This window comes from Micrococcus sp. M4NT (assembly GCF_033790745.1).
In the GTDB taxonomy this organism is placed as follows: domain Bacteria; phylum Actinomycetota; class Actinomycetes; order Actinomycetales; family Micrococcaceae; genus Micrococcus.
Genome location: NZ_JAMYEH010000007.1, coordinates 80,225 through 103,972 on the forward strand (window position 1 = coordinate 80,225; position 23,748 = coordinate 103,972).

Genomic DNA, 23,748 nt, shown 5'->3' on the forward strand with positions numbered 1-23,748 from the left:
GATCTGTCCCAGGAGTAGACCGTGTCCACCACCTCTTCCACCACCCACGACGTCGTGCTGATCGGCGGCGGCATCATGTCCGCCACCCTCGGCGTGATGCTCCAGAAGCTCGAGCCCACGTGGTCCATCGCCCTGTGCGAGAACCTCGACCAGGCCGGTCTGGAGTCCTCCGACCCGTGGAACAACGCCGGCACGGGCCACGCGGCCCTGTGCGAGCTGAACTACTCCCCGATGGGCAAGGACGGCCGGGTGGACGTCACCAAGGCCCTCGGCATCAACGAGCAGTTCATGCTGACCCGCCAGTTCTGGTCCGCCCTCGTGAAGGACGGCACGCTCAAGGACCCGAAGTCCTTCATCAACCCGCTGCCGCACATGTCCTTCGTGTGGGGCGACGACCACGCCGACTACCTGGGCAAGCGCTACGAGGCCATGTCCGCCGAGCCGCTCTTCGCGCAGATGGAGCACACCGAGGACCCGGCGACGATCGCCGAGTGGGCCCCTCTGCTCATGGAGGGCCGCCCCGCCGGCCCGCGCGTCGCCGCCTCCCGCGTGGCCGGCGGCACCGACGTCGACTTCGGCTCCCTCACCCGCCAGCTCGTGACGAGCATGGCCTCCCACGGTGCCGAGGTGCGCTTCGGCCACAAGGTGACCGGCCTGGAGCGCGGCACCGACGGCCGCTGGGAGGTGACGGTCAAGAACAAGGCCGCCGGCTCCACCGTCACGGACCGCGCCCGCTTCGTGTTCGTCGGCGCCGGCGGCGGTGCCCTGCACCTGCTGCAGAACTCCGGGATCCCCGAGGCCAAGGGCTTCGGCGGCTTCCCCGTGTCCGGCCAGTTCTTCCGCTGCACCGACGACGCCGTGGTGAACCGCCACATGGCCAAGGTGTACGGCCAGGCCGCGGTGGGCGCCCCGCCCATGTCCGTCCCCCACCTGGACACCCGCTTCGTCAACGGCAAGCGCTCCCTGCTGTTCGGCCCCTACGCCGGCTTCTCCACCAACTTCCTCAAGACCGGCTCCTACCTGGACCTGCCGCTCTCCATCCGCCCGCACAACCTGCCGGTGATGCTCGACGTGGCGAAGGACAACATCCCGCTCACGCAGTACCTCGTCTCCGAGGTGCTGAAGCCGCGCTCCAAGAAGGTGGACACGCTCCAGGAGTTCTACCCGGAGGCCGAGGGCTCCGACTGGGAGCTGATCACCGCCGGCCAGCGCGTGCAGGTGATGAAGAAGAAGGGCCGCTTCGGCGGCGTGCTGCAGTTCGGCACCGAGGTCGTCACCCACGCGGACGGCTCCCTCGGCGGCCTGCTGGGCGCGTCCCCGGGCGCCTCCACCGCCGCCCCCATCATGGTGAAGCTGCTCGAGCGTTGCTTCCCCGCCAAGATGGGCGCATGGGACTCCACCCTCAAGGAGCTCATCCCGTCGCTGGGCCACACCCTCAACGAGGAGCCGGAGCTGCTCCGCGAGGTCACCGACGCCACCGCGGCCACGCTGCAGCTCGGCTGACCGACCATGGGAGCGCTCGCCCGGTTCTCACTGTCGCAGCGGGCGCTCGTGGCGCTCATCACCGTGTTCGTCGCGGTGTTCGGCGTCATCTCCGCCGGTCAGCTCAAGCGGGAGCTCATCCCGTCCCTCGAGCTGCCCGTCATCTCGGTGTCCACCACCTACCCGGGCGCAAGCCCGGAGGTGGTGGACGCCACGGTGGGCGAGCCCCTCGAGACGGCCCTGCAGGCCGTCGAGGGGCTCGAGTCCTCCCAGTCCACGTCGCGCTCCTCCTTCAACGCCGTGCAGCTGCGCTTCGAGTACGGCACGGATCTCAACCGGGCGCGCTCCCAGGTGGACCGCGTGATCTCCAACCTCGGCGCCCAGCTGCCGGAGGAGACCGAGACCACCTCCTTCGCGGGGTCGGTCTCCGACTTCCCGGTGGTCTTCCTCGCGCTCTCCGGGGACGAGGACCTCAACGAGCTGCGCCGCCGGGCCGAGGACGTGGTGGCGCCCCGCCTGCAGAAGCTCGACGGCGTCCGCGGCGCCCAGGTGATCGGCGGCACCGAGGAGTACGTCTCCGTCGTGCCGGACCAGCAGGCCCTCGCCGCCGCCGGGATGACCACCCAGGACATCACCACGGCCCTGGAGGAGAACGCCGGCCTGTTCCCCATCGGCCAGGTCACGCAGGACGGGATCACCTATCCGGTCCAGGCCGGCTCCCCGGTCGAGTCCCTCGAGGAGCTCTCCCAGGTGACCGTCACCCCCGGCTCCGGGTCGGACTCCGGGTCCGCGGGCGAGACCTCCGGCGCCGGGGGCGGCGGACCGCCCGCCCCGGGCACGACGACGCCCGATGAGGCCACCGCCCCCGGGACCGGCGCGGCGCCGGCCGCCCCCGCAGCCTCCTCCGAGGGCACCCCCCGGCCGCTGTCGGAGGTCGCCGAGGTGAGCCTCGCCGCCGAGGACCCCACCTCCGTGACCCGCACCGACGGCGCGGACACGCTCTCGCTCTCCGTCACGGCGATCCCGGACGCCGACCTCGTGGCCGTCTCCCAGGCGGTGCGCGACGCGATGCCGGAGCTCGAGTCCCTCCTGGGCGGCGGATCCCACCTCGCGGTCGTGTTCGACCAGGCGCCGTTCATCCAGCAGTCCATCGACAGCCTTCTCGTGGAGGGCATGCTGGGCCTGGCCTTCGCGGTCCTCGTGATCGCCGTCTTCCTCCTCTCGGCCCGCTCCACGCTCGTCACGGCCGTGTCCATCCCGCTCTCCCTGCTGGCCGCGCTGATCGGCGTGAGCGTGGCCGGCTACTCGCTGAACACCCTCACCCTCGGTGCGCTCACCATCTCGATCGGCCGCGTCGTGGACGACGCGATCGTCGTCGTCGAGAACATCCGGCGGCACCTGAGCCTGGGCGAGGACCGGCGCACCGCCATCCTCGAGGGCACGCGGGAGGTGGCCACCGCGGTCACCGCCTCCACCCTCGTCGCCGTGGCCGTGTTCCTGCCCATCGGGTTCGTGGGCGGCCTGGCCGGCGAGCTGTTCCGCCCCTTCGCGGTCACGACGACGATCGCCCTGCTCGCCTCCCTCCTGGTGGCGCTCACGATCATCCCGGTGCTGTGCTGGTGGTTCCTGCGCGCCCCGCGGCGTGCCGCGGACGCGCCGCGCCAGGCCGCCGACGCCCGTCCGACGGCGCACCGCTCGTGGCTCACGGACGCGTACCGCCCCGCACTGCGCTGGACCCAGCGGCACGCCAAGGCCACCCTCGCGGCCGCCGTCGTGCTCCTGGCGGGCACCGCAGCGCTGCTGCCCCTGGTCCCCACCAACCTGCTCGGCGACTCCGGACAGAACTCCTTCGTGGTCACCGCTCAGCAGAGGCGGGGCACCTCGCTGGAGGCCACCGCTGCGGCGGCCGAGAAGGTCGAGCAGTCCCTGATGGACACCGAGGGCGTGGAGACCGTGCAGTTCACGGCGGGTGGCCAGGGAAGCTTCTTCGGTGCCGGCGGCGCCGCGGACAGCGCCCAGTTCACGGTCGTCACGGACGAGGACGCGGACCAGGAGGCCCTGCAGGACACCGTGCGGCAGGGCCTGGCCGCGCTCGAGGGCGTGGGCGAGGTGTCCCTCTCGAGCCAGCAGGGCCCCGGCGGCTCGCAGGACATCGACGTGTCCGTGCGCGCGTCCTCGCCCGAGGCGCTCGACGAGGCCGCGAACACGGTGGCCGAGCGGCTGCGCGGCGTCGAGGGGGCGCGGGAGGTCAGCACGCCCGCCTCGGACACCCGCCCCACCTTCCAGGTGGACGTGGACACCCAGGCCGCCGCCGAGCGGGGCCTGACCGAGGAGGCCGTCTCGGGCCAGGTGGCCGGTGCGCTGCAGGCCCTGCCGGTGGGCGACGTGCGGTTCGGCTTCCAGGAGTACACGGTGCGGCTGGGCGACCCGGAGCCCGTGGAGACCCTCGACGAGCTGCGCGCCGTCCCGGTGCAGACCCCGCAGGGCCCCGTGCCGCTCGAGGAGCTCGCCGCGGTGTCCCAGCGCGAGGTGCCCGCGAGCGTCACCTCCTCCAACGGCGAGCGCACCGCCGTGGTGAGCGTGAAGCCGGAGGGGCAGGACCTCGGCGCGGTCTCCCGGGGCGTGGGCGAGGCCCTCGACGGCCTCGAGCTGCCCGAGGGGGCCACGGCCACCATCGGCGGAGCGGCCACCCAGCAGGAGCAGACGTTCCGGGACCTGGGGCTCGCGCTCCTGGCCGCGATCGCGGTGGTGTACGTGGTCCTGGTGGCCACGTTCAACTCGCTGCGCCAGCCGCTCGTGCTGCTCGTGTCCATCCCGTTCGCCGCCACGGGCGTCGTCCTGGCGCTGCTGGTCACGGGGACCGCGCTGGGCCTGCCCACCATGATCGGCGTGCTCATGCTCATCGGCATCGTGGTGACCAACGCGATCGTGCTGATCGACCTCATCAACCAGTACCGGCGGGACCACGCCATGCCCCTGGACGAGGCCATCGAGCTCGGCGCGCTCAACCGCGTGCGCCCCGTGGTGATGACGGCGCTGGCCACGGTGCTCGCCATGATGCCCACGGCGCTCGGGATCACCGGCCACGCGGGCTTCATGTCCCAGCCGCTCGCCGTGGCCGTGGTGGGCGGCCTGGTCTCCTCCACGCTGCTCACGCTCGTGCTGGTGCCGGTCCTCTACCGCATGATCGAGTCCCGGGGCGAGCGGCGCCGCGTGGCCGAGCTCGAGGAGCGCCGGGCGGCCGAGGCCGAGGAGCGGGAGCGGATCGACGCCGAGCGCCGTGCGGCGGAGGCAGAACGGGCCGCGGCCGGGCAGCGTGCCGGCCAGACCGGGGTGCCGGGGGCCGACGGCTCGTCGGCAGCGGGGTCCTCGGCCGGGGCGGGCTCCTCGGCCTCCGGCGGCGGACGTCGCCGTGGCCTGCCCTCCCGCCTCCGGACGGGGCTGGCCGGGATGGCCGGACGGCGGCGCCGCCGGGCCTGAGACGCCACCGTGCCCGAGGCGCCGCGCGACGGCGCAGGACGAGGGGTCGACCGCTGCGCGGTCGGCTCCTCGCCCGTCGGGCGGCTCCCTCAGGTCCCGTCGTGGACGGCGAGGCTCGAGCCGCGGCGGTCCTTGCGGACCTCGAGGCGCACGCCGATCTCCTGCTTCATGCGGTCCACGTGGGAGACAAGCCCCACCGTTCGCCCGCCCGAGCGCAGGGAGTCCACGACGTCCAGCACGTCGTCGAGCGTCTCGGAGTCCAGCGAGCCGAAGCCCTCGTCCACGAAGAGCGTGTCCAGCTCGATGCCGCCGGACTCCGCCTGCACCGTGTCCGCGAGGCCCAAGGCCAGGGCCAGCGAGGCCATGAACGTCTCCCCGCCCGAGAGCGTGGAGGGGTGCCGCGTCTCGTCGACGTAGTGGTCACGGACCACGAGCTCCAGGCCCTTGTTGCCGCGGCCGCCCACGGCGTCCGAGTACTCGATGCTGTACCGGGCATCCGTCATGGCCAGCAGGCGCTCGGTCGCCGCCGCGGCGACCTCCTCGAGCCGGCCGGCCAGCACGTAGCTGGTCAGCGGCATCTTGAGGCGGTTCTCCCCGCCCCCGCGCACGAGCGCGAGCAGCTGCGTGACCGTGCGGTGCTCCTCGATGAGCGCCGCGGAGCGGCCCAGCACGTCGGTCAGCGCCGCGGACTGACGGCGCACCGTCGCCACCAGGGTGTCCAGCCTGCCGACGGCGGTGGCCCGCTCCGCGCTGGCCGCCTCGGCGGCGGCGAGGCGTTCGGCCGCGGCGGCGCTCTCCTCCTGGGTCGGGGCGGCGGTGCCGGCCTCGGCGAGGGCACGGCCCTCGGCGACGAGCTCGGTGGTTCCGAGCTCGGCCAGGCGGGCGCCCTCCTCGTCCCACGCGCGCACCCGAGCGGTGAGGGCGCTCGCGTCGTCGTCGTCGAGCCGTGCCTGCGCCGCCGCCTCGGCACCGGTGAAGTCCTCCGCGGCGAGGGCGGCGGCGAGGGCCTCCGCGGTCTCCGCGCGCACGGCAGCGGCACGCGCCTGCGCCTCGGCCGCGTCGGCGAGGGCGCGCAGGGCACGGCGGGCGCCGCCGACCTGGCCGCGGCGGACGTCCAGGTCCTCGGCGTCGGCCTGAGCGGCCTCGACCGCGGCCCGCAGCTCGAGGAGCCGCTCGGCGCGCCGCGCCGTGGCCTCCTCGAGGCGCTCGGCCTCGAGCGCGAGGGCGGCGTCCGCCGACTCCGCCGCGGTCTGCGCCGTCTCGAGCTTCGTCAGGGTCCGGCGGTCCGCGGCCAGGGCCTTGGCGACGGCGGCGAGGTCGGCCTGCTCGGCCTCGGCGGCACCCAGGGCCGCCTCGGCCTCCTCCACGCCGAGCCCGCCGGCGGCGTCCCGGGCCTCTCTCAGGGCGGACTCTGCCCGCTCCCGGGCCGCCTCGGCCTGGGCGGCCGCGGCGCCGGCGCGGTCCCGTGCCTTCTCCGCGGCGGCGACGTCGGCCTCGGTCACCGTGGTCGCGGCCGCGGGCGCCGGACGCGGGTGCGCCGGGGACCCGCACACCGCGCACGGCTCCCCCTCGACGAGCTGCTCCGAGAGCTCGGACGCCGCCTGCTCGTAGCGCGAGCGCAGCAGCCCCACGTGCTTCTCCGCGGCCGCGCGCTCCCGCGCGACGAGCCTCTCGTGATCGGCGCGGGCCCTCTCGGCGGCGGCACGACGCTCCTCCGCCAGTCCGGCCGCGGCACGCCGCGTGCGGGCCTCCTCCGCCCGGCCGTCGACGGCCGCGCGGGCGCCGAGCCGGGCCCCACGCGACTCGACGGCCTCCCGCGCGGCCGCGATCGCCGTGGCACGCGCCTCTCGCTCGTGAGCCCCCGCCGCACGTTCCCCGTCGATCGCCTCGCGCCGGGCGCCGCCGGCGGCCTGCTCCTCCTCGAGCCTCGCCATCCGGGCGCGGTCCTTCACGGCGGCCTCGACGGCGTCCGCCGCGCGGTCCGCCCGCTGCAGCGCGGTGCGGGCGAGCGACACCGTGGCGCCGGCGACCTCGTCCTGCTCGCCCTCCCCGGAAGCCTCGCCGAGCCACGAGGCGGCCAACGGCTCGGCGGCGACCCCGGCCGCCGCCGTGGCCGCGCGCTCGCCCTCGGCGTGCTCCGCGTGCTCGGCGCGCCGGGCACGCGCGGCCGCGGCGAGCACGCGGCCCGCCCGCTCATGGGCGAGCACCGCGGCACGGCCCTCCCCGGTCTCCCGCGCGGAGGCCTCGTGCACGGAGAGACGGTCCGTCCATCCGGCCGCGGCCGCGAGGGAGGCCGCCGTGCGCTCGAGCGCGCGCACGGCGGCGCGGGCGTCCCGCTCCGCCGTGTGGGCCGCGGTGAGTCCGGCTCCGGCTGCCTCCCGCGCGGCATCGGCCCGCCGCACGGCGAGGTCCAGGAGGCCCTCGTCCGTCTCGGGGTGCGGCTCGGGCGCGGGCCAGTCCTCGCCGAGCTCCTCGCGCATCGCGTCGCGCAGCTGGGCGCGCGCGGCGTCGGCGATCGCGGCGTCCGCGGCGACGGCTCCGTCCAGGCGGGAGGCCTCCCCCTTGAGATGCTCCTCGACGCCGTCGAAGCGCTGCGTGCCGAAGAGGCGGCGCAGCAGGGCCCGGCGGTCGTCCGACGTGGCGGTGAGGAACTGCGCGAACTGGCCCTGGGGCAGCAGGACGACCTGCATGAACTGATCGGCGTCCAGGTGCATGACGGAGGCGATCAGCTGGCCCACCTCGTCCGCGCGGGTCAGCGGGGCACCCCACTCCCCCTCCGCGTGCTCGCGCAGGGACACCGCGGCCTGCGTGGAGGTCAGGCCGTCACCCTTCTTCTTCTTCCGCAGGTGCTTCGGGGAGCGGAGCACCTCGAAGCGGCGGCCCTGCACCGAGAACTCCAGGAGCACCTCGGGCGTCACGGCCCCGGGCTCGCGCAGCGTGGTGACGAGGGACTCGGGCAAGCGGCCGCCCGGCACCGAGCCGTACAGGGCATAGCAGAGCGCTGCGAGGATGGTGGACTTGCCGGCGCCCGTGGGGCCGTCGAGCAGGAAGAGGCCCGCGGCGTTCAGCGCGGCGAAGTCGACGTCCTGGCGGTCCGCATAGGGGCCGAGCCCCTGCAGCCGCATCCGGTGGATCCTCATGCGCGCACCTCCGCGAGTCTCGACGCCTCGAGGGCGTCCTGGAGCAGGGCCGCCTCGGCCGGACTGGCCGCGCGCTCCCGCACGTGGTCCACGAACCCGGTGGTCAGCGCGAGGTCCGAGGGGGCCTGGCGGAGCGCGTCCGCGTAGGTGCGCTCGCGCGTCCTCCTCCCGCCCGCCGGCTCGTGTCGGAACACGAGGACGTGCGGGAAGCGCGTCTTGAGGCGCTCGAGGGCGCGCTCGGGCCGCTCGTCGTCGGTGACGGTCGCCTGCACCCAGCGGTCCTCGGCGTGGGCGAACTCGGCCGAGCCCAGCAGCGCGTCGAGGGGCCCGGCGATGACCGCCAGCCGGCGGCCGGCCTCCCAGTCCACGGCCTCGACGGCGGGCACGGCCCCACCCTCGACCGTGACCAGCCACGCCCCCTTGCGGTGGTTCGCCTCGGAGAAGGAGTAGGGCAGCGGGGAGCCGGAGTAGCGCACGTGATCGGCGAGGCGCTGCCGCCCGTGCAGGTGGCCCAGGGCGACGTAGTCCAGCCCCGCGAACACGGACACCGGCACCTGGCCGAGCGTCCCCACAAGGGCCTCAGGCGTCCCGCCCGGATGCTCGACGTGCTCACCCTCCCCGATGTCCCGCTCGCTCTCCGAGCCGTGCCCGCCCGCGGCGAACAGGTGCGCCATGACGACGCCCGCGACCGGGCTCGCGCTCTCGGCGCGCCTGGCCTCGAGGTCCTCCCGGATGCGACGGACGGCCTCGGTCATGACGGCCGTGTGGTTCGGCTCCACCTCCCACGCCTGGCCCTGATGGCGTGGCTCGAGGAACGGCACCCCGTACACGGCCACCGTCTGCCCGGGCTCCCCCTCGCCGCGCGCGCCGTCGTCGTGCCTCTGCCGCAGCAGCACCGGGCGCGCCAGGTCCGCCGCGTCCGCGCGCACGTGGACCCCCGCGGCCTCCATGAGGCCGCCGCCGAAGCCGAGCCGCACCGCGGAGTCGTGGTTGCCGCTGGTCAGGACGACCTCGGCGCCCGCAGCCCGGATCTGCCTCAGCGCGCGATCGAGCAGCCGGACCGCGTCCGCCGGCGGGAGCGCGCGGTCGTAGACGTCCCCGGCCAGCAGGACGGCGTCCACCCGGTGCTCCCGGACGGTGTCCACGAGGACGTCGAGGACGTGAGCCTGGGCGTCGAGCAGTCCGGTGCCGTGGAAGGAGCGCCCGAGGTGCCAGTCGGACGTGTGGAGGAGCTTCATGCGACCCACTCTAGGAAGACGCCGGACACGGGAGGAGCATCCGGTCCGCCTCGTACGATGAGCGCATGTCCGAGCAGACCTCTGAGCAGGCCCCCACGCCCGCCGCCGCGCCCGCCCTCCCCGCCGACGAGCACGCCCGCCGCGTCCTCGCCCTCCTCGCGGCCGGCGCGGCCGGAGACGCGCTCGGCGGCGTCGTCGAGTTCACGCCCGCGTCCGGCATCACGGCGCAGCTCGGCCCCTCCGGCGTGACGGACGCGGTCGCGCTCATGGCGCTGGACGGGGCCCGCTCCCTCCCGATCACGGATGACACCCAGATGACCCTCTACGTGCTCGACGGCCTCCTCGAGTGGATCGAGTGGCAGAACGCCGGCCAGGCCTCGGACGCGGCCGCGTGCGTGTGGCTCGCATGCCTGCGCTGGTACGCCACCCAGCGCGGCTCGCTGCCCGAGGGCGCCCCGCCGGTGCCCGGCCGGTGGATCGACGAGCACGAGGAGCTGCGCGTCCAGCAGGCCCCGGGCAACGCGTGCCTGTCAGGGCTGGCGGATCCCGGCATGGGCCTTCCCGGGGACCCCCACAACCCGGAGTCGAAGGGGTGCGGCACGGTGATGCGCTCGGCCCCGTACGGCATGGTCCCGGGGCTCGAGGACCACCACGTCGCCTCGTTCGCGCGCCAGGGCGCCGTGCTCACGCACGGCCACCCCACCGCGTGGGTCAGCGCCGCGACGCACGCGCTCGTGATCGCCGCCCTGCTGCGCGGCGCGACGCTCCCCGACGCCGTCGCGCACGCCCGCGCCTGGGTGGAGGACGCCGGCGAGGACGGCCTGGAGACCGCCGCCGCGCTCGAGGCCGCGGAGCGCCTCGCGCAGGCGGCCTCCCGCGACGACGGAGACCTGGGCGCGCCCGGTTCGCTGCCGCTCGCGCTCGGCGAGGGCTGGGTCGCCGAGGAGGCGTTGGCCATCGCGGTCTTCGCGGCCCTCGTGGCGGACCGGGTCGCGGACGGTCCGGAGGCGGCGCTCGCGCTCGCGTTGCGGATCGGCGTGAACCACGGCGGCGACTCGGACTCCACCGCCTCCCTCGCCGGCCAGCTGCTCGGGGCGCGCCACGGCCTGGCCGTCTTCGGTGCGGAGGCCGACGTCGATCCGGCCTCCGACGCCGCGGCCGCGTGCGTGCCCGCGTGGATCGCCGAGCGCGGCGTGGTGATCGAGGCCGCGCGCCGCTGGAGCGCCGCCACCACCTGAGCGTCCGGCCCTCCCCCACGGTCCGGTGCGCCGAGTCAGCGGGCGGGGCCGGGCCAGTTCTCGTCGAGCATCTGCAGGAACTCCGCCTCCGTCACGAGCGCGACAGGCTGGCCCGCCGCACGGCGGCGCAGGGCGTCCTTCGTCTTGCGGTGCGTGAGGGCGGGGGTGGCCGCCGCCGGGGTGCCGCCCAGCACGTCGGACGCCTCGAAGCCGTCGCCCACCACGAGCATGGTGGTCTGCGCCGAGACGCGACTGGCGGTCTGCGCGCCGAACGCGGCCGCCCGCTCCTTCGCGGCCTGACGGGACATCCCGATCCCGCCGGTGAACACCACCGTCTGGCCGAACAGCGGGTGGGAGGGGTCCGCGTCCGGGTTCGGCACGGGGTTGGCCCCCTCCTGCGGCCAGCGCATGAAGTCGGGCATCTCCCGTTCGTCCCGCAGGGGCACGAGCGCGTCGAACACGCCCGCCGTCAGGCGCGCCTGACGGGTCGCCCGGGACTCCTCACCGACGCCGTGCGGGCGCCCCTCGAGTCGGCCCACGGCGAGGCCGTGGTCGCGCACGAGCGCGTCGATGCGCCGGACGGACGGGGCCGCCGTCGTGCGCGTCTCCGGTGCCTGCTCCGTGCCCGGCGACCGCCGGGCGACGTCGATGAGGATGGCCGCGCAGGCCTCGGCGTCCGCGAGCGCGTCGTGGTGGCGGCCCGGCGTGAACCCCGCCTCGCGCGCGGCCGAGGGCAGGGCGTAGGAGGGCAGGTCGTAGGCCCTGCGGGCCAGCATCAGGCTGCACGCGTAGTCCAGCGTGGGCACGTCGCGGCCCGAGACCTCGAGGGCGGACTCGATGACGCCGAGGTCGAACCGGGCGTTGTGGGCCACGAGCACGTCGGCGCCGACGAACGCCGCGAGGTCGTCGAAGACCTCCGCGAAGCGCGGGGCGCCGCCCACCTGGTCCGGGGTGATCCCGTGGATCCGCACGTTGCGCGGGTCGAAGCGGTCGAAGCCGGCCGGCGGGCGCACGAGCCACGAGGCCCGCTCCACCATGCGGCCGTCCCGCACGCGGACGAGGCCCACGGCGCACGGCGAGCCCCGGAAGCCGTTGGCCGTCTCGAAGTCGATCGCGGTGAAGTCCAGTCCCGCGTGCCCCGCCACGGGGACCCCCGGGCCGCCGCTCACGAGCGGGCGGCCAGGGCGTCCACCAGGTACGGCAGGAGCGCCCGGAACGCGTGGCCGCGGTGGCTGATCGCGTTCTTCTCGGCGGAGCTGAGCTGGGCCGTGGACTCGTCCCGGCCGGTGGGGCGCAGGATCGGGTCGTAGCCGAACCCGCCCTCCCCGACGGGCGCGCGCAGCAGGGTGCCGCGCAGGCGGCCGTGCTCCACGTGGGTGAAGTGGATGCTGTGCACGCCCCGCGCGTCCGGCGTGCTGGGCACCGCGAGCGCCGCGGCGCACACGAACTCGGCGCCGCGGTGCGCATCCGGGACGTCCGCCAGCTGCGCGAGCAGGAGCTCGAGGTTGGCCCGGTCCTCCCCGTGGGCCCCGGACCAGCGGGCGGAGAAGATGCCGGGCGCCCCGCCGAGCACGTCCACGGCGAGGCCGGAGTCGTCCGCCACGGCGATCAGGCCGGTGTGGGCCGCCACCGCGCGAGCCTTCTTGAGGGCGTTCTGCTCGAAGGTGACCCCGTCCTCCACGACGTCCGGGGCGCCCACGGCGCCCGCGTCCACGACGGCGGCGTCCACGTCCAGGCCCGGCACGGCGCCGGCGAGCAGCTGGCGCAGCTCCCGGACCTTGCCGGCGTTGCGGGTGGCGAGCACCACGCGGGCGCCCTCGGGCACCCGGGTCGTCTCCCCTGCGCTCACGCGTCGGCCCCGGCGGCGTGCGCGGCGAGGGTCTGCGCCTGGATGCGGGCGAGCTCGGTGGTGCCCAGGAGCGCGAGGTCGAGGAGGGCGTCCAGCTCGGCGCGGTCGAAGGGAGCGCCCTCGGCGGTGCCCTGCACCTCGACGAAGGTGCCCGAGCCGGTGACCACCACGTTCATGTCCGTCTCGGCCTTGACGTCCTCCACGTAGGGCAGGTCCAGCATCGGCGTGCCGTCGATGATGCCCACGGACACGGCGGCCACGGAGTCCTTGAGGACCGTGGCGTCCTTGCGCAGGATCCCCTGGCGCTGCGCCCAGCCCACGGCCTCGGCGAGCGCCACGTAGGCGCCGGTGATGGCGGCGGTGCGGGTGCCGCCGTCGGCGTCCAGCACGTCGCAGTCCAGGACGATCGTGTTCTCCCCCAGGGCGTCCAGGTCGATCACGGCGCGCAGCGAGCGGCCGATCAGGCGGGAGATCTCATGGGTGCGCCCGCCGATCTTGCCCTTGATGGACTCGCGCTGGTTGCGCTCGGAGGTGGCGCGCGGGAGCATCGCGTACTCGGCGGTGACCCAGCCGGTGCCCTCGCCCTTGAGCCAGCGCGGCACACCCTCGGTGAAGGAGGCCGTGCAGAGCACGCGCGTGTCCCCGAACTCGATGAGGGCCGAGCCCTCGGCCTGCCGGGACCAGCCCCGCGTGATCGTGATGGGACGCAGCTCGTCGACGGCGCGGCCGTCCTGGCGGGAGTTCGGTGCGGGAACGCTCATGCCCCTCAGTCTAGGCGCGCCCTCAGACGCCGTAGCTCAGCCCGGAGACCGCGACGGCGAGCGGGCCCTCGTACGTTTCGCGTGCCTCGGCGGCGGCCCGCTGGGGGTCGTTCCACACGGGCAGGTGGGTCAGCAGGAGGCGGCGGGCACCCGCCTCGGTCGCCATCCGCCCGGCCCGGCGGCCGGTCAGGTGGACCCCGTCGATCCCGTCGTCGCGGCCCTCGTGGAAGGCCGCCTCGCACAGGAACATGTCCGCGTCCCGCGCGGCCTCCACCAGACCCTCGCACGTGTCCGTGTCGCCCGAGTACGTGAGCACGCGGGTGACGACGGCGCCGGTGGCGTCCACCTCGTCGGCCTCCACGCGCAGGGCATAGGCCTCGTCGATGGGGTGGCGGACCGGCACGGGGGTGATGCGGAACGGGCCGAAGGAGACGGTGCTCCCGGCCTGCCACACGCGGAAGTCGAAGTCCTCCCGCATGCCCGGATCCGGGTCCATCCCGTAGGCCTCGGCGAGCCGGTCGGCGGTGGCGGCCGGGCCGTAGACGGGCACGCGGCCCGCGGTCCAGCCCTCCGGGTTCCAGCGGATGGCCACGTGCAGGCCGCACAGGTCCATGCAGTGGTCCGGGTGCAGGTGGGAGAGCATGACCCCGTCGAGGTCCTCGAGGCCGATGTAGCGCTGGAGCACGCCGAGCGAGCCGTTGCCGAGGTCCAGCAGGATCCGCCACGTCCGCGGGGTCACGCCGTCCTCCGCCACGCCCTGGGCGGAGACCAGGTAGCACGAGGCCGGCGAGCCGGGGCCGGGGAAGGAGCCGGAGGCCCCGATGATGGTCAGCTTCACGGCGTGCCCCTTCGTTCGGAGTCCAGACGGGCGATCAGGTCGGGCGTCAGCTGCGCGAGCGCGGCCGTGGGGTAGCGCTCCCGCACCGTGTCCATGCGGGCCACGGACTCCACCTCGGGGCCGAGGAAGCGGCGGGCGAGCGCCTGGAAGTGCCGGGGGTCGCCCGTGGACATGAACCGGTGGGAGGCGGACTGGCCGGAGCCGGCCGCCGAGTGCGGGTGCTCGATGCCGTGGCGCACGAGCGCCCGGTACAGGTCCTTCGCGGTCTCCTCGGCGGAGGAGACGAGGGTGACGTCCTCCCCCATCACGAGGGACAGGGCCCCCGTCAGCAGGGGGTAGTGGGTGCAGCCGAGCACGAGCGTGTCCACCTCCGCCGCCTTGAGCGGGGCGACGTACTCCTCCGCGGTGGCCAGCAGCTCGGGGCCCGTGGTGATCCCGGCCTCCACGAACTCCACGAACCGCGGGCACGCCGCGCTCGTGACGCTCAGGTGCGGCGCCGCGGAGAAGGAGTCCTCGTAGGCGCGGGAGCCCACGGTGGCCTGCGTGCCGATCACGCCGATCCGCCCGTTGCGGGTGGCGGCCACCGCACGGCGCACGGCCGGCTGGATGACCTCCACCACCGGGATGCCGAGCCGGCCCGTGTAGCGCTCCCGCGCGTCGCGCAGCACCGCGGCCGAGGCGGAGTTGCACGCGATGACGAGGGCCTTCACGCCCGCGTCCACCAGCTCGTCCATGATGCCGAGCGCGAGCGCGCGCACCTGCGCGATGGGCCGGGGGCCGTACGGGGAGTGGGCCGTGTCCCCCACGTAGAGGATGGACTCGTGGGGCAGCTGGTCCATGATCGCGCGGGCCACGGTCAGACCGCCCACGCCGGAGTCGAACACGCCGATCGGGGACGCGGCGTCCGCGTGGGGCCGGCTCATGCGTCCTCCCCGTCCGTGCCCTCGGCGGGCAACTCGGTCAGCATCTCGTCCATGAGGGTCTCCAGGAGCCACGAGGTGAAGTTGTAGAGCAGCGCCATCGTGGACTCGACGTCCTCGGCGCGGCGCCAGTCGTCCACGGCGTGCACGCGCCGGGCGTCCTCCTCGGTGGCCACGCCCAGGCGCGTGGCGAGCACGAGGCGGACGTCGTTCAGGGCCCGCGCGAACGCGGGCGCGTCGGCGTGGGGCAGGGTGACCTGCGTGGACTGGAGGGCCGCGAGCGCCCGGCGCGCGTCGTCGAGCTTGGCGGCGGTGAGCGCGTCCTCGGTGAGCGCGCGGTGCTCCGCCTGCTCGTCCGGGTCCGCGTCGGCCAGGGCCTCGGGCAGCAGGCGGGCGACGGCGGCGTCGGTCGGCGCGGCGCGGCGCGGCCGCGGGTCGGCGGAGAGGTGGAGCCCCGCGACGAGGTCCCAGAACGCGGTGTCCTCCTCGGAGAGGCCGGCCGCGGGGCCCGCCTCCTTCCCCGTGGAGTCCGCGGCGGCAGCCTGCTCCGCCGCGGGGGCGTCGGAGGCTGCCGCGGCGCCGGCGGCGGGGTGCTCGGCCGAGGCGACGTCGGCGTCGTCGTGGGCACGGACCTCGTCCTGGCGGTTCTCCAGGAGGGTGACGACGTCCCTGACGAGGCCGCGCAGCAGGCGGACCTCCGGCTTCTCCAGCTGCGCGACGTAGCCGCGCCGCGTCCAGCGGAACCTCTGTGCCATGGCCCTCCTCAGTCCTCTGCCTGCTCGAGCGTCGCCCACAGGCCGAACCCGTGCATCGCGTTCACGTGGACCTCCGCGCTCTCCCGCGAGTCGGTGGACACCACGGAGCGCCCGCGCTCGTGGACCTCGAGCATGAGGGCCTCGGCCTTGGCGGCCGAGTAGCCGAAGTGGGAGCGGAACACGTAGGCCACGTAGCTCATCAGGTTCACGGGGTCGTTCCACACCACCGTGTTCCACGGGCGGTCCGCGCCGAGGTCCTCTCGGGGACGCTCGAGCAGGGCCGTGTCCGTGCCGGAGGCGGGGGCATCGGGGGCGGGCATGCCGTCCAGTCTACGGACCCGCGCCCCTGGCGGGGCCGCCCGCCCCGTTCGGTAGGGTGGCCGCGTGAGCGAGACCACCGCGAAGAGCCCCCGCCCCGCCGCCTCCGTGGAGGCCTGCGTGGACGACTGGCGCATCCCCACCGCCCTCATGACGGACCAGTACGAGCTGACCATGCTCCAGGCGTCGCTGAAGGCGGGCACCGCGCACCGGCGCAGCCGCTTCGAGCTGTTCACCCGCCGCCTGGGCGACGGCCGCCGCTACGGCGTGGTGGCCGGCACGGGCCGCGCGCTGGAGGGACTGAGCCGCTTCCGCTTCGCCACCGCTGAGCTGGACCACCTCGCGGACAACTCCGTGGTGGACGACGCCACGCTGTCCTGGCTCGCGGACTTCCGCTTCTCCGGGGACATCACGGGCTACGCCGAGGGCGAGGCCTACTTCCCGCACTCCCCGCTGCTGCAGGTGGAGTCCACCTTCGCCGAGGCGTGCATCCTCGAGACCTACCTCCTCTCCATCCTCAACTACGACTCCGCGGTCGCCTCCGCCGCCTCCCGCATGACCGCGGCCGCCGGCGGCCGCCCGTGCATCGAGATGGGCTCGCGGCGCACGCACGAGGAGTCCGCCGTCGCCGCCGCCCGCGCCGCGGTCATCGCCGGCTTCGCGGCCACCTCCAACCTCGAGGCCGGCCGCCGCTACGGGATCCGCACCGTGGGCACGGCCGCGCACTCCTTCACGCTCCTGCACGACTCGGAGCGCGCCGCCTTCGAGGCGCAGGTGGACGCCCTCGGCTCCGCCACCACCCTCCTCGTGGACACCTATGACATCGACGCCGGCGTGCGCACCGCCGTCGAGGTGGCCGGGCCGGACCTGAAGAACGTCCGCCTCGACTCCGGCGACCTCGTGCAGCAGGCCCACCACGTGCGCGAGCTCCTCGACGAGCTGGGCAACACCGAGACCGGGATCCTGGTCACCTCCGACCTGGACGAGTACGCGATCGCGGCGCTGCGCTCCGCGCCCGTGGACTCCTACGGCGTCGGCACGCGGCTGGTCACCGGCTCGGGCGTGCCCACCGCCTCCATGGTCTACAAGCTCGTCTCCCGCCATGACGACGACGGTGCGTGGGTCGACGTCGCGAAGGCCTCCTCCGGCAAGGCGTCCCTGGGCGGCCGCAAGGAGGCCGCCCGCCGCCGCGACGCGCGCGGCCGCGCCGTCGCCGAGCTCGTGGGTGTCAACCGCGGCCCCGACGCGGACGCCGACGACCGTCCGCTCATCCAGGAGTTCGTCCGTGACGGCGAACTGCTGCCCGGCTGGACCGGCCCCGAGGCCGTGACCCGCGCCGCCGAGCGCCACGCCGCCTCCCTGCGCGAGCTGCCGCCGAGCGTCGCGCGGCTGCAGTCCGGCGAGCCCGCGATCCCCACCCTCATCCAGGAGCACTGACATGCCCGACCTCACCCGCGCCCTGATCATCGTCGACGTCCAGAACGACTTCTGCGAGGGCGGATCGCTCGCCGTCACGGGCGGCGCCGCCGTCGCCGCGGCGATCAGCGAGCACCTGGACGAGCACGTGGACCGCTACACCGCCGTCGTCGCCACGCGCGACTGGCACGTGGATCCGGGCACGCACTTCGCGTCCGAGGGCGAGGAGCCCGACTTCCGCGCCACGTGGCCCGTGCACTGCGTGGCCGGCACCCGCGGCGCCGAGCTGCACCCGGACCTGGACGCCGAGTACGTGGAGGCGGAGTTCCTCAAGGGCGCCCGCACCGCCGCGTACTCCGGCTTCGAGGGCTTCCTCGGGGAGCCCGACGCCGTCCGGTCCGGTGACGAGGCCGCCGCCCCGGCCGGCCCCCACGGCGCGACCCAGGGGGCGGCCCGCGCCGTCGCCGAGGGCGCTCCGGGCCTGGACGAGTGGCTGCGCGACCAGGAGGTGGAGGCGCTGACCGTCGTCGGCCTCGCCACCGACCACTGCGTGCGGGCCACCGTCCTGGACGCTGTGGACGCCGGCTACGAGGTGACGGTGCTGACCGACCTGTGCGCGGCCGTGGACGAGGCCGCAGGCCAGGCGGCCCTCCACGAGATGGAGGCCGCCGGGGCCGTGCTGGAGCTCGCCGAGGAGCTCTGAGCCGGATGGCCCGGGACGACGCGCCGGACACGCGCGCCTGGGACCGCCCCGTGCGCCGGGTGACGGAGCACCCGCTCTCCCCCGCCGACCGGACCGTGTGGCCTGCCGACATCCCGGCGGTGCGCCACCTGCTGGACCACGGCCTCGACCTCGGCGACGCCACCGTGATCGTCGGGGCGAACGGGGCGGGGAAGTCCACGGTCGTCGAGGCGATCGCGGAGGCGTTCGGCCTCAACGCGGAGGGCGGCACCCGCAACGTGCTCCACGAGACGCGGCGGACCTCCTCCGACCTCGCCGAGCACCTGCAGCTCGCGCGCGGGGCGGGAGCACCCAGGGGCGGCGTGTTCCTGCGGGCCGAGAGCATGTACGGGCTGTTCACGTACCTGGAGTCCACGATTCCGGGATCGACCCTGCACCTGCGCAGCCACGGCGAGGCGTTCCTGCAGTTCTGCGAGGAGCGTGCCGGCGTGCACGGCCTCTGGATCCTCGACGAGCCCGAGTCCGCGCTGTCCTTCGAGAGCTGCCTCGCGCTCCTGGCCCACCTGCGGATCATGGTCGAGGCGGGATCCCAGGTCGTCCTGTCCACGCACTCCCCCGTGCTCGCGGCGCTGCCAGGAGCCCGGATCCTGCTGCTCGACGAGGACGGCATCACGCCGACGGCCTACGACGACCTCCCGTTCGTCCGGCACCACCGCGCGTTCCTCGCGTCTCCCGAGCGGTACCTGCGCCACCTGCGCTGACGTCCGAGCTGGGCTCCCACGGTCGAGCCGAGCCGCATCCAGCCGACCGAGACGTCCAGACGGCCCTGGGTGAGGACGACTCGGTCCGGCGGTCCGCCCTGTCCGGGCCGCCTCCGGCGGCTCACCTCCGCCCGACGAACCACCCGCGGATCGTGGACATCCGCTTCTCCAGCTGGTCCTGGGACGCCTGGGCCACCGCCGGGCCGCCGCTGACCTCGCGGAGCCGGTTGTGGATCACGCCGTGCGGGGTGCCCGAGCGCGCGGACCACGCCGACACCAGCTTGGACAGCTCGGCGCGCAGCTCCTTCATGCGCCGGTGGTCCACCACCTCAGCCGGCTCCTTCGGCTCGGCGGCCTTCGGGCGGCGCTGGACCTGCTCCGCCTGGCGCTGGCGGAGCAGGGCGGAGACCTGGTCGGCGTCGAGCAGGCCCGGGATGCCGAGGAAGTCCTGCTCCTCGGCCGAGCCCACGGCGCCGCCGAGGCCGAACTCGCCGCCGTCGAAGAGCACCTTGTCGAAGCTCGCCCGGGACTCGAGCGCCTCGAACTTGGCGCCCGTCAGGGAGTCCGACCCCTTCTCCTCCCGGTTGGCCTGCGCGATGAGGTCCTCCTCGGGGGCGTCCTCGAGGTCCTCCACCTCGACGGCGCCCTCGCGGCGGTCCAGAGCGTGGTCCCGCTCGAGCTCCATCTCGTTGGCCAGGAGCATCAGCTGCGGCACGGAGGGCAGGAAGACGGATGCGGTCTCCCCACGGCGCCGCGATCGCACGAAGCGGCCCACGGCCTGCGCGAAGAACAGCGGCGTGGACGTGGACGTCGCGTAGACGCCCACGCAGAGTCGGGGCACGTCCACGCCCTCGGACACCATGCGCACGGCCACCATCCAGCGCTCGTCCGAGGCGGCGAACTCGTCGATGCGGTCCGAGGCGCCCTTGTCGTCCGAGAGGATGACGGCCGGCTTCTGGCCGGTCAGCGCCTCGAGCTGGGCGGCGTAGGCGCGGGCGTCGTCGTGGTCCGAGGCGATCACCAGGCCGCCGGCGTCGGGCACGTTGCGCCGCACCTCGGTGAGGCGCTGGTCCGCGGCCTTGAGCACGGAGGGGATCCACTCGCCCTGGGGGTCCAGCGCGGTCCGCCAGGCCGATGCGGTGATGTCCTTCGTGGCGGCCTCGCCGAGCTGGGCCTCCATGACCTCGCCCGTCGAGGTCTTCCACCGCATCTGCCCCGAGTAGGCCATGAAGATGACCGGCCGCACCACGTTGTCCCGCAGCGCGGGCCCGTAGCCGTACGTGTAGTCCGCCTTCGAGCGGGAGAGCCCGTCGGGCCCGTCCACGTACTGCACGAACGGGATGGTGGAGGTGTCCGAGCGGAAGGGGGTGCCGGTCAGCGCGAGGCGGCGCGTGGCCGGCTCGAACGCCTCCCTGATGCCCTCGCCCCAGCTCAGGGCGTCGCCGCCGTGGTGGATCTCGTCGAGGATCACCAGCGTCTTGGCGGCCTCGGTGCGGTTGCGGTGCAGCACCGGCTTGTTGGCCACCTGCGCGTAGGTCAGCGCCACGCCGCGGTACTCGGCGCCGTGCCGTCCGTCCGCGTTCTTGAAGTTCGGGTCGATCGCCAGGCCCACGCGCGCCGCGTTGTCCGCCCACTGCCGCTTGAGGTGATCCGTGGGCGCGACCACGGTCAGCCGCTGCACCACACCGGCGTCCATGAGGATCTTGGCCACGCGGAGCGCGAAGGTCGTCTTGCCCGCACCGGGGGTGGCGACGGCGAGGAAGTCCTGCGGGGAGGCCGAGAGGTACTTCTCGAGGGCCTCCTGCTGCCACTGGCGCAGCTTGGGGGCGGTGCCCCAGGCCGCACGCTCGGGCAGGGCCGGGGGCAGGTCCTCGCCCACGTGGAAGAGATCGGGCTGGACGCCGGCGGACGGGACGGCGCCGGACGCGTCCGAGCCGGCGGGGTCAGGCCCGCCGAAGAGGGTGCCGCTCATCGACGAGCGGCCTCAGCCACGCCCGCGACCGCCGAAGAACCCGCGCTTGCCGCCGCCCGAGCCGGAGTCGCCGTCGCCGTCCTGGGGATCGCGCAGTCCCTCGTAGATCTCCTTGCACGTGGGGCACACGGGGAACTTCTCCGGGTCGCGGCCCGGCACCCACACCTTGCCGCACAGCGCGATCACGGGCGCGCCGGACAGGGCGGACTCCATGATCCTCTCCTTGCGCACGTAGTGCGCGAATCGCTCGTGGTCGCCCGGCTCGATGTCCTGGAGCTGCTCCTCGCGCTCCAGGACGGAGGTGCCGCCGCCGGCGGGCGCGAAGGGGTCGTTCAGGTCGGGTTCGCCGGTCACACTCATGCGGCCCATCCTAGCCAGTCGGTCAGAACGCCTTCACGGCCTGGAAGGTCTCGGCCTGCGCCCGGTCGTACCAGCGGGCGCCGAGCCGAACGCCCAGCCAGAGCAGCAGCGCGCCCCACGCCAGGCCCACCGCGAGCGCGACCCAGGACCACACGGGCTCCCGCGTCACGGAGAACACGATCGCGGGGACGAGCATCGGCAGGGCCATGGCCGCCGAGGCCAGGAGCGCGCCGAACTGCACGACCATGGTGCGGACCATCGCGCCCTGCGGCTGCTGGAACGGGCTGTCGCCGGGCTTCGGCACCGGGTAGACCCAGCGCGCGGAGACGAGCGCGGCGAGGCCGCACACGGAACCGAGGAGACCGAGGGACAGGCCCAGCACGGCGGGCAGCGCGCCCCAGTCCCCCGCTGCGGCGCACGTGGCCACGGCCACCACGACGACGAGCGGGACGCCCCAGCCGAGCATGCCCATGAGCCGCCCGATCCGGTCGTCGATCCCCTTCACGCCGGCGACGACGTGCAGGTGGAACGCCGTGTGGTCGTAGGCGATGTCCGCCGAGAGGGAGTAGGCGAGCGCCCACGCCGTGATGGGCGCCATGGCCAGGAACACGGCCGGTCCGGCGCCGTCCTCGCCGATGCTGCCCGTGAACCACAGGAGCACGGCCATGAGCGGGATGGTGATGAGGCCGGCCATGTAGCGCGGGTCCGTGAACCAGTAGTGCTGCGCGCGGGCCGCGATCGCGGTGCGGGGGCCCGTGGCGGGGCGCCCGAGCCAGCGCAGCGGACGCGGGTCGGCGGCGGCCGCCTTCGCCTCACGCGCCGGCCCGCCCCCGACGCCCACGGGTCGCACCGTGCGGCGGACGGCCAGGTGCCACAGGGCGAGGGCCAGGGCGCACCAGAGGAGGGCGACGGCGAGCCGCACGGCCGCCAGCCCCCAGCGTCCCTCGGCGGCGGCCCAGGCGGCGGCCGCCCCGGCGCCGAACGGCGTCCAGGAGGCGGCCTCGGCCACGGGCGGCGCGCCGGCCATGAGCGTGTCGAAGGACTCGGCGGCCTGGGCGACGGCGATGCCGCCGAGCATGAGCGGGATCATGAGCAGCACGGAGACCGTCTCGCGCACCCGGCGGCGGCCGGCATAGGCCGAGATCATCCCCGTGACGCCGTAGCCCAGGGAGACGGCGGTGACCGCGCTGATCACGGCCCCGACCACGCCGAAGGCGAGCGCGGCCGGCTGGTCCCGCCAGGACGCCGCGACGCCCAGGGTGACGATCAGCGTGGCGATCCCGACCGGCGTCGTGAAGGCGCTGAGGAGCAGACCGCGGACGAGCGTGCCGACGGGCACCGGGTAGACGAGGAAGCTGCGGGGGTCCAGAGTGGCGTCCACGCCGGTGACGAGCGGCGGCAGCACGAGCCACAGCAGGACGACCACCGAGGTGGCCAGGACGGTGAGCACCCCGCGGAAGGCGACGTCCTCGCCCGGCAGGCCCACGGTGAGCCCGACGACGAGGAAGACCGCCGCCCCGAGGATGTACAGCGCCCCGATGATGCTCATCACGAGCGTGAACAGGGAGCGGCGCCACTGGTTGACGGTGAGCGCCCAGCGCAGGCGGACAAGGGTGGCGGCCATGCCGTTCACAGCCATGCGAGGCCCTCCCCCGTGTGGCGCCCGCCGACGAGGTCCACGAAGCGCTCCTCGAGGTCGCGCCCGGCGCGGACCTCCTCCACCGTGCCGGTGGCGCGCAGGGTGCCGTCGGCGATGACGGCGACGTGCGTGCACATGCGCTGCACGAGGTCCATCACGTGGCTGGAGACGATCACGGTGCCGCCGCGGCCGACGTAGTCGTTCAGGATGTCGCGGATGTTCGCGGCGGAGACGGGGTCGACGGCCTCGAACGGCTCGTCGAGCACCAGGACGTCCGGGGCGTGGACCATCGCGGCGGCCAGGTTGACCTTCTTGGTCATGCCCGCGGAGTAGTCCACGACGAGCTTGCGGCCGGCGTCCTGCAGGTCCATGACGCGCAGCAGGTCGGCGGTGCGCTGGGCCACGGTCTCGGCGTCGAGGCCGTGGAGCAGGCCCGCGTAGGTGACCAGCTGCGCGCCGGTGAGGCGGTCGAACGTGCGGACGCCGTCGGCGAGCACGCCCACGCGGCGCTTGGCCTCGAGGGGCTGCGCCCACACGTCCACGCCGTGGATCCAGGCCTGGCCGTGGTCCGGGCGGAGCAGGCCCGTGGCCATGGACAGCGCCGTGGTCTTGCCCGCACCGTTCGGGCCCACGACGCCGAAGAACGAGCCCGCCGGAACCTCCAGGTCCAGGCCCGCGAGGGCCGTCCTGTCCCCGAATCGCTTGGCCAGCGCCCGGGTGACGAGGGCGAGGTCCGGGTCAGGGCTGTCGTGGGCGCGACGGAGCGGAGGCTCGGGGGCGGCGATCATGCCGCCGACGCTAACAGCGCGCTGACAGGCTTCGCCTCCGCCCTGGGGATGATCTCGCCGGCCCCTCCTCCCCCACCTGGCGGAGCCGCGGGGCGCTCAGGACACGCCCGC

General features: G+C 74.8%; 19 protein-coding genes. 6 read left to right on the forward strand and 13 right to left on the reverse strand.

Annotated features, from left to right (window positions below; genetic code table 11):
* Positions 1-21: 21 nt before the first annotated feature.
* On the forward strand, positions 22-1,503 hold the full coding sequence (locus tag NJC10_RS06275) for a malate:quinone oxidoreductase (RefSeq protein ID WP_319075305.1): 1,482 nt from the start codon (positions 22-24) through the stop codon (positions 1,501-1,503).
* Between the two features lie 6 nt (positions 1,504-1,509).
* The gene (locus NJC10_RS06280) at positions 1,510-4,962 is read left to right on the forward strand and encodes an efflux RND transporter permease subunit (RefSeq protein WP_319075307.1); all 3,453 of its coding nucleotides are present in this window, start codon (positions 1,510-1,512) and stop codon (positions 4,960-4,962) included.
* An 89-nt stretch (positions 4,963-5,051) separates the two neighbouring features.
* Here NJC10_RS06280 and NJC10_RS06285 read toward each other — a convergent pair whose 3' ends face one another.
* The gene (locus NJC10_RS06285) at positions 5,052-8,102 is read right to left on the reverse strand and encodes an SMC family ATPase (protein WP_319075309.1); all 3,051 of its coding nucleotides are present in this window, start codon (positions 8,100-8,102) and stop codon (positions 5,052-5,054) included.
* Entirely contained in the window at positions 8,099-9,340 is a 1,242-nt protein-coding gene (locus NJC10_RS06290; protein ID WP_319075311.1) for an exonuclease SbcCD subunit D, read from the reverse strand. The genes NJC10_RS06285 and NJC10_RS06290 overlap by 4 nt, the downstream gene beginning before the upstream one ends.
* A gap of 65 nt (positions 9,341-9,405) precedes the next feature.
* On the opposite strand from NJC10_RS06290, the gene NJC10_RS06295 reads away from it, so the two are divergent.
* A complete protein-coding gene (locus tag NJC10_RS06295) occupies positions 9,406-10,578 on the forward strand; it encodes an ADP-ribosylglycohydrolase family protein (protein WP_319075313.1) in 1,173 nt (390 codons plus the stop codon).
* A 35-nt stretch (positions 10,579-10,613) separates the two neighbouring features.
* Here the strand turns inward: NJC10_RS06295 and NJC10_RS06300 are convergent, their stop codons facing one another.
* Genes NJC10_RS06300 through clpS form a run of 7 tightly spaced genes read right to left on the reverse strand, consistent with a single transcriptional unit; the run spans position 10,614 to position 16,021 of the window.
* Entirely contained in the window at positions 10,614-11,723 is a 1,110-nt protein-coding gene (locus tag NJC10_RS06300) for an exonuclease domain-containing protein (RefSeq protein WP_319075315.1), read from the reverse strand.
* A gap of 20 nt (positions 11,724-11,743) precedes the next feature.
* Entirely contained in the window at positions 11,744-12,427 is a 684-nt protein-coding gene (locus NJC10_RS06305) for a non-canonical purine NTP pyrophosphatase (protein ID WP_319075317.1), read from the reverse strand.
* Complete coding sequence (rph, locus tag NJC10_RS06310) at positions 12,424-13,188, reverse strand: ribonuclease PH (RefSeq protein WP_248115141.1); 765 nt, start codon at positions 13,186-13,188, stop codon at positions 12,424-12,426. Before rph ends, NJC10_RS06305 begins: the two co-directional genes overlap by 4 nt.
* 22 nt (positions 13,189-13,210) lie before the next feature.
* Positions 13,211-14,026, reverse strand: coding sequence for an MBL fold metallo-hydrolase (locus NJC10_RS06315; RefSeq protein WP_319075319.1), 816 nt, complete (start codon positions 14,024-14,026; stop codon positions 13,211-13,213).
* Positions 14,023-14,949 carry a glutamate racemase gene (murI, locus tag NJC10_RS06320; protein WP_248115143.1) on the reverse strand — a complete coding sequence of 309 codons (927 nt, stop codon included), beginning with the start codon at positions 14,947-14,949 and terminating at the stop codon, positions 14,023-14,025. The genes NJC10_RS06315 and murI overlap by 4 nt, the downstream gene beginning before the upstream one ends.
* The gene (locus NJC10_RS06325) at positions 14,946-15,701 is read right to left on the reverse strand and encodes a DUF2017 family protein (RefSeq protein WP_319075321.1); all 756 of its coding nucleotides are present in this window, start codon (positions 15,699-15,701) and stop codon (positions 14,946-14,948) included. Before NJC10_RS06325 ends, murI begins: the two co-directional genes overlap by 4 nt.
* Positions 15,702-15,709: 8 nt before the next feature.
* Positions 15,710-16,021: an ATP-dependent Clp protease adapter ClpS gene (gene clpS / locus NJC10_RS06330; RefSeq protein WP_319075323.1), complete on the reverse strand. Its 312-nt coding sequence runs from the start codon at positions 16,019-16,021 to the stop codon at positions 15,710-15,712.
* A 106-nt stretch (positions 16,022-16,127) separates the two neighbouring features.
* On the opposite strand from clpS, the gene NJC10_RS06335 reads away from it, so the two are divergent.
* The 3 genes from NJC10_RS06335 to NJC10_RS06345 are packed head-to-tail and all read left to right on the forward strand — an operon-like array spanning position 16,128 to position 18,878.
* Positions 16,128-17,456 carry a nicotinate phosphoribosyltransferase gene (locus NJC10_RS06335; protein ID WP_319075429.1) on the forward strand — a complete coding sequence of 443 codons (1,329 nt, stop codon included), beginning with the start codon at positions 16,128-16,130 and terminating at the stop codon, positions 17,454-17,456.
* Position 17,457: 1 nt separating this feature from the next.
* Entirely contained in the window at positions 17,458-18,138 is a 681-nt protein-coding gene (locus tag NJC10_RS06340) for an isochorismatase family protein (RefSeq protein ID WP_319075324.1), read from the forward strand.
* 5 nt (positions 18,139-18,143) lie between these two features.
* The gene (locus NJC10_RS06345; protein ID WP_319075326.1) at positions 18,144-18,878 is read left to right on the forward strand and encodes an AAA family ATPase; all 735 of its coding nucleotides are present in this window, start codon (positions 18,144-18,146) and stop codon (positions 18,876-18,878) included.
* Between the two features lie 121 nt (positions 18,879-18,999).
* Here the strand turns inward: NJC10_RS06345 and NJC10_RS06350 are convergent, their stop codons facing one another.
* From NJC10_RS06350 to NJC10_RS06365, 4 genes are read right to left on the reverse strand one after another with little or no spacing between them, the layout of a single operon-like run.
* Complete coding sequence (locus NJC10_RS06350) at positions 19,000-20,850, reverse strand: DEAD/DEAH box helicase (RefSeq protein ID WP_319075328.1); 1,851 nt, start codon at positions 20,848-20,850, stop codon at positions 19,000-19,002.
* Between the two features lie 12 nt (positions 20,851-20,862).
* A complete protein-coding gene (locus tag NJC10_RS06355) occupies positions 20,863-21,210 on the reverse strand; it encodes a DUF3039 domain-containing protein (protein ID WP_248115149.1) in 348 nt (115 codons plus the stop codon).
* A 22-nt stretch (positions 21,211-21,232) separates the two neighbouring features.
* A complete protein-coding gene (locus NJC10_RS06360; RefSeq protein ID WP_319075330.1) occupies positions 21,233-22,849 on the reverse strand; it encodes a Tat (twin-arginine translocation) pathway signal sequence in 1,617 nt (538 codons plus the stop codon).
* Complete coding sequence (locus tag NJC10_RS06365) at positions 22,840-23,637, reverse strand: ABC transporter ATP-binding protein (protein WP_248115151.1); 798 nt, start codon at positions 23,635-23,637, stop codon at positions 22,840-22,842. Before NJC10_RS06365 ends, NJC10_RS06360 begins: the two co-directional genes overlap by 10 nt.
* Positions 23,638-23,748 lie beyond the last annotated feature (111 nt).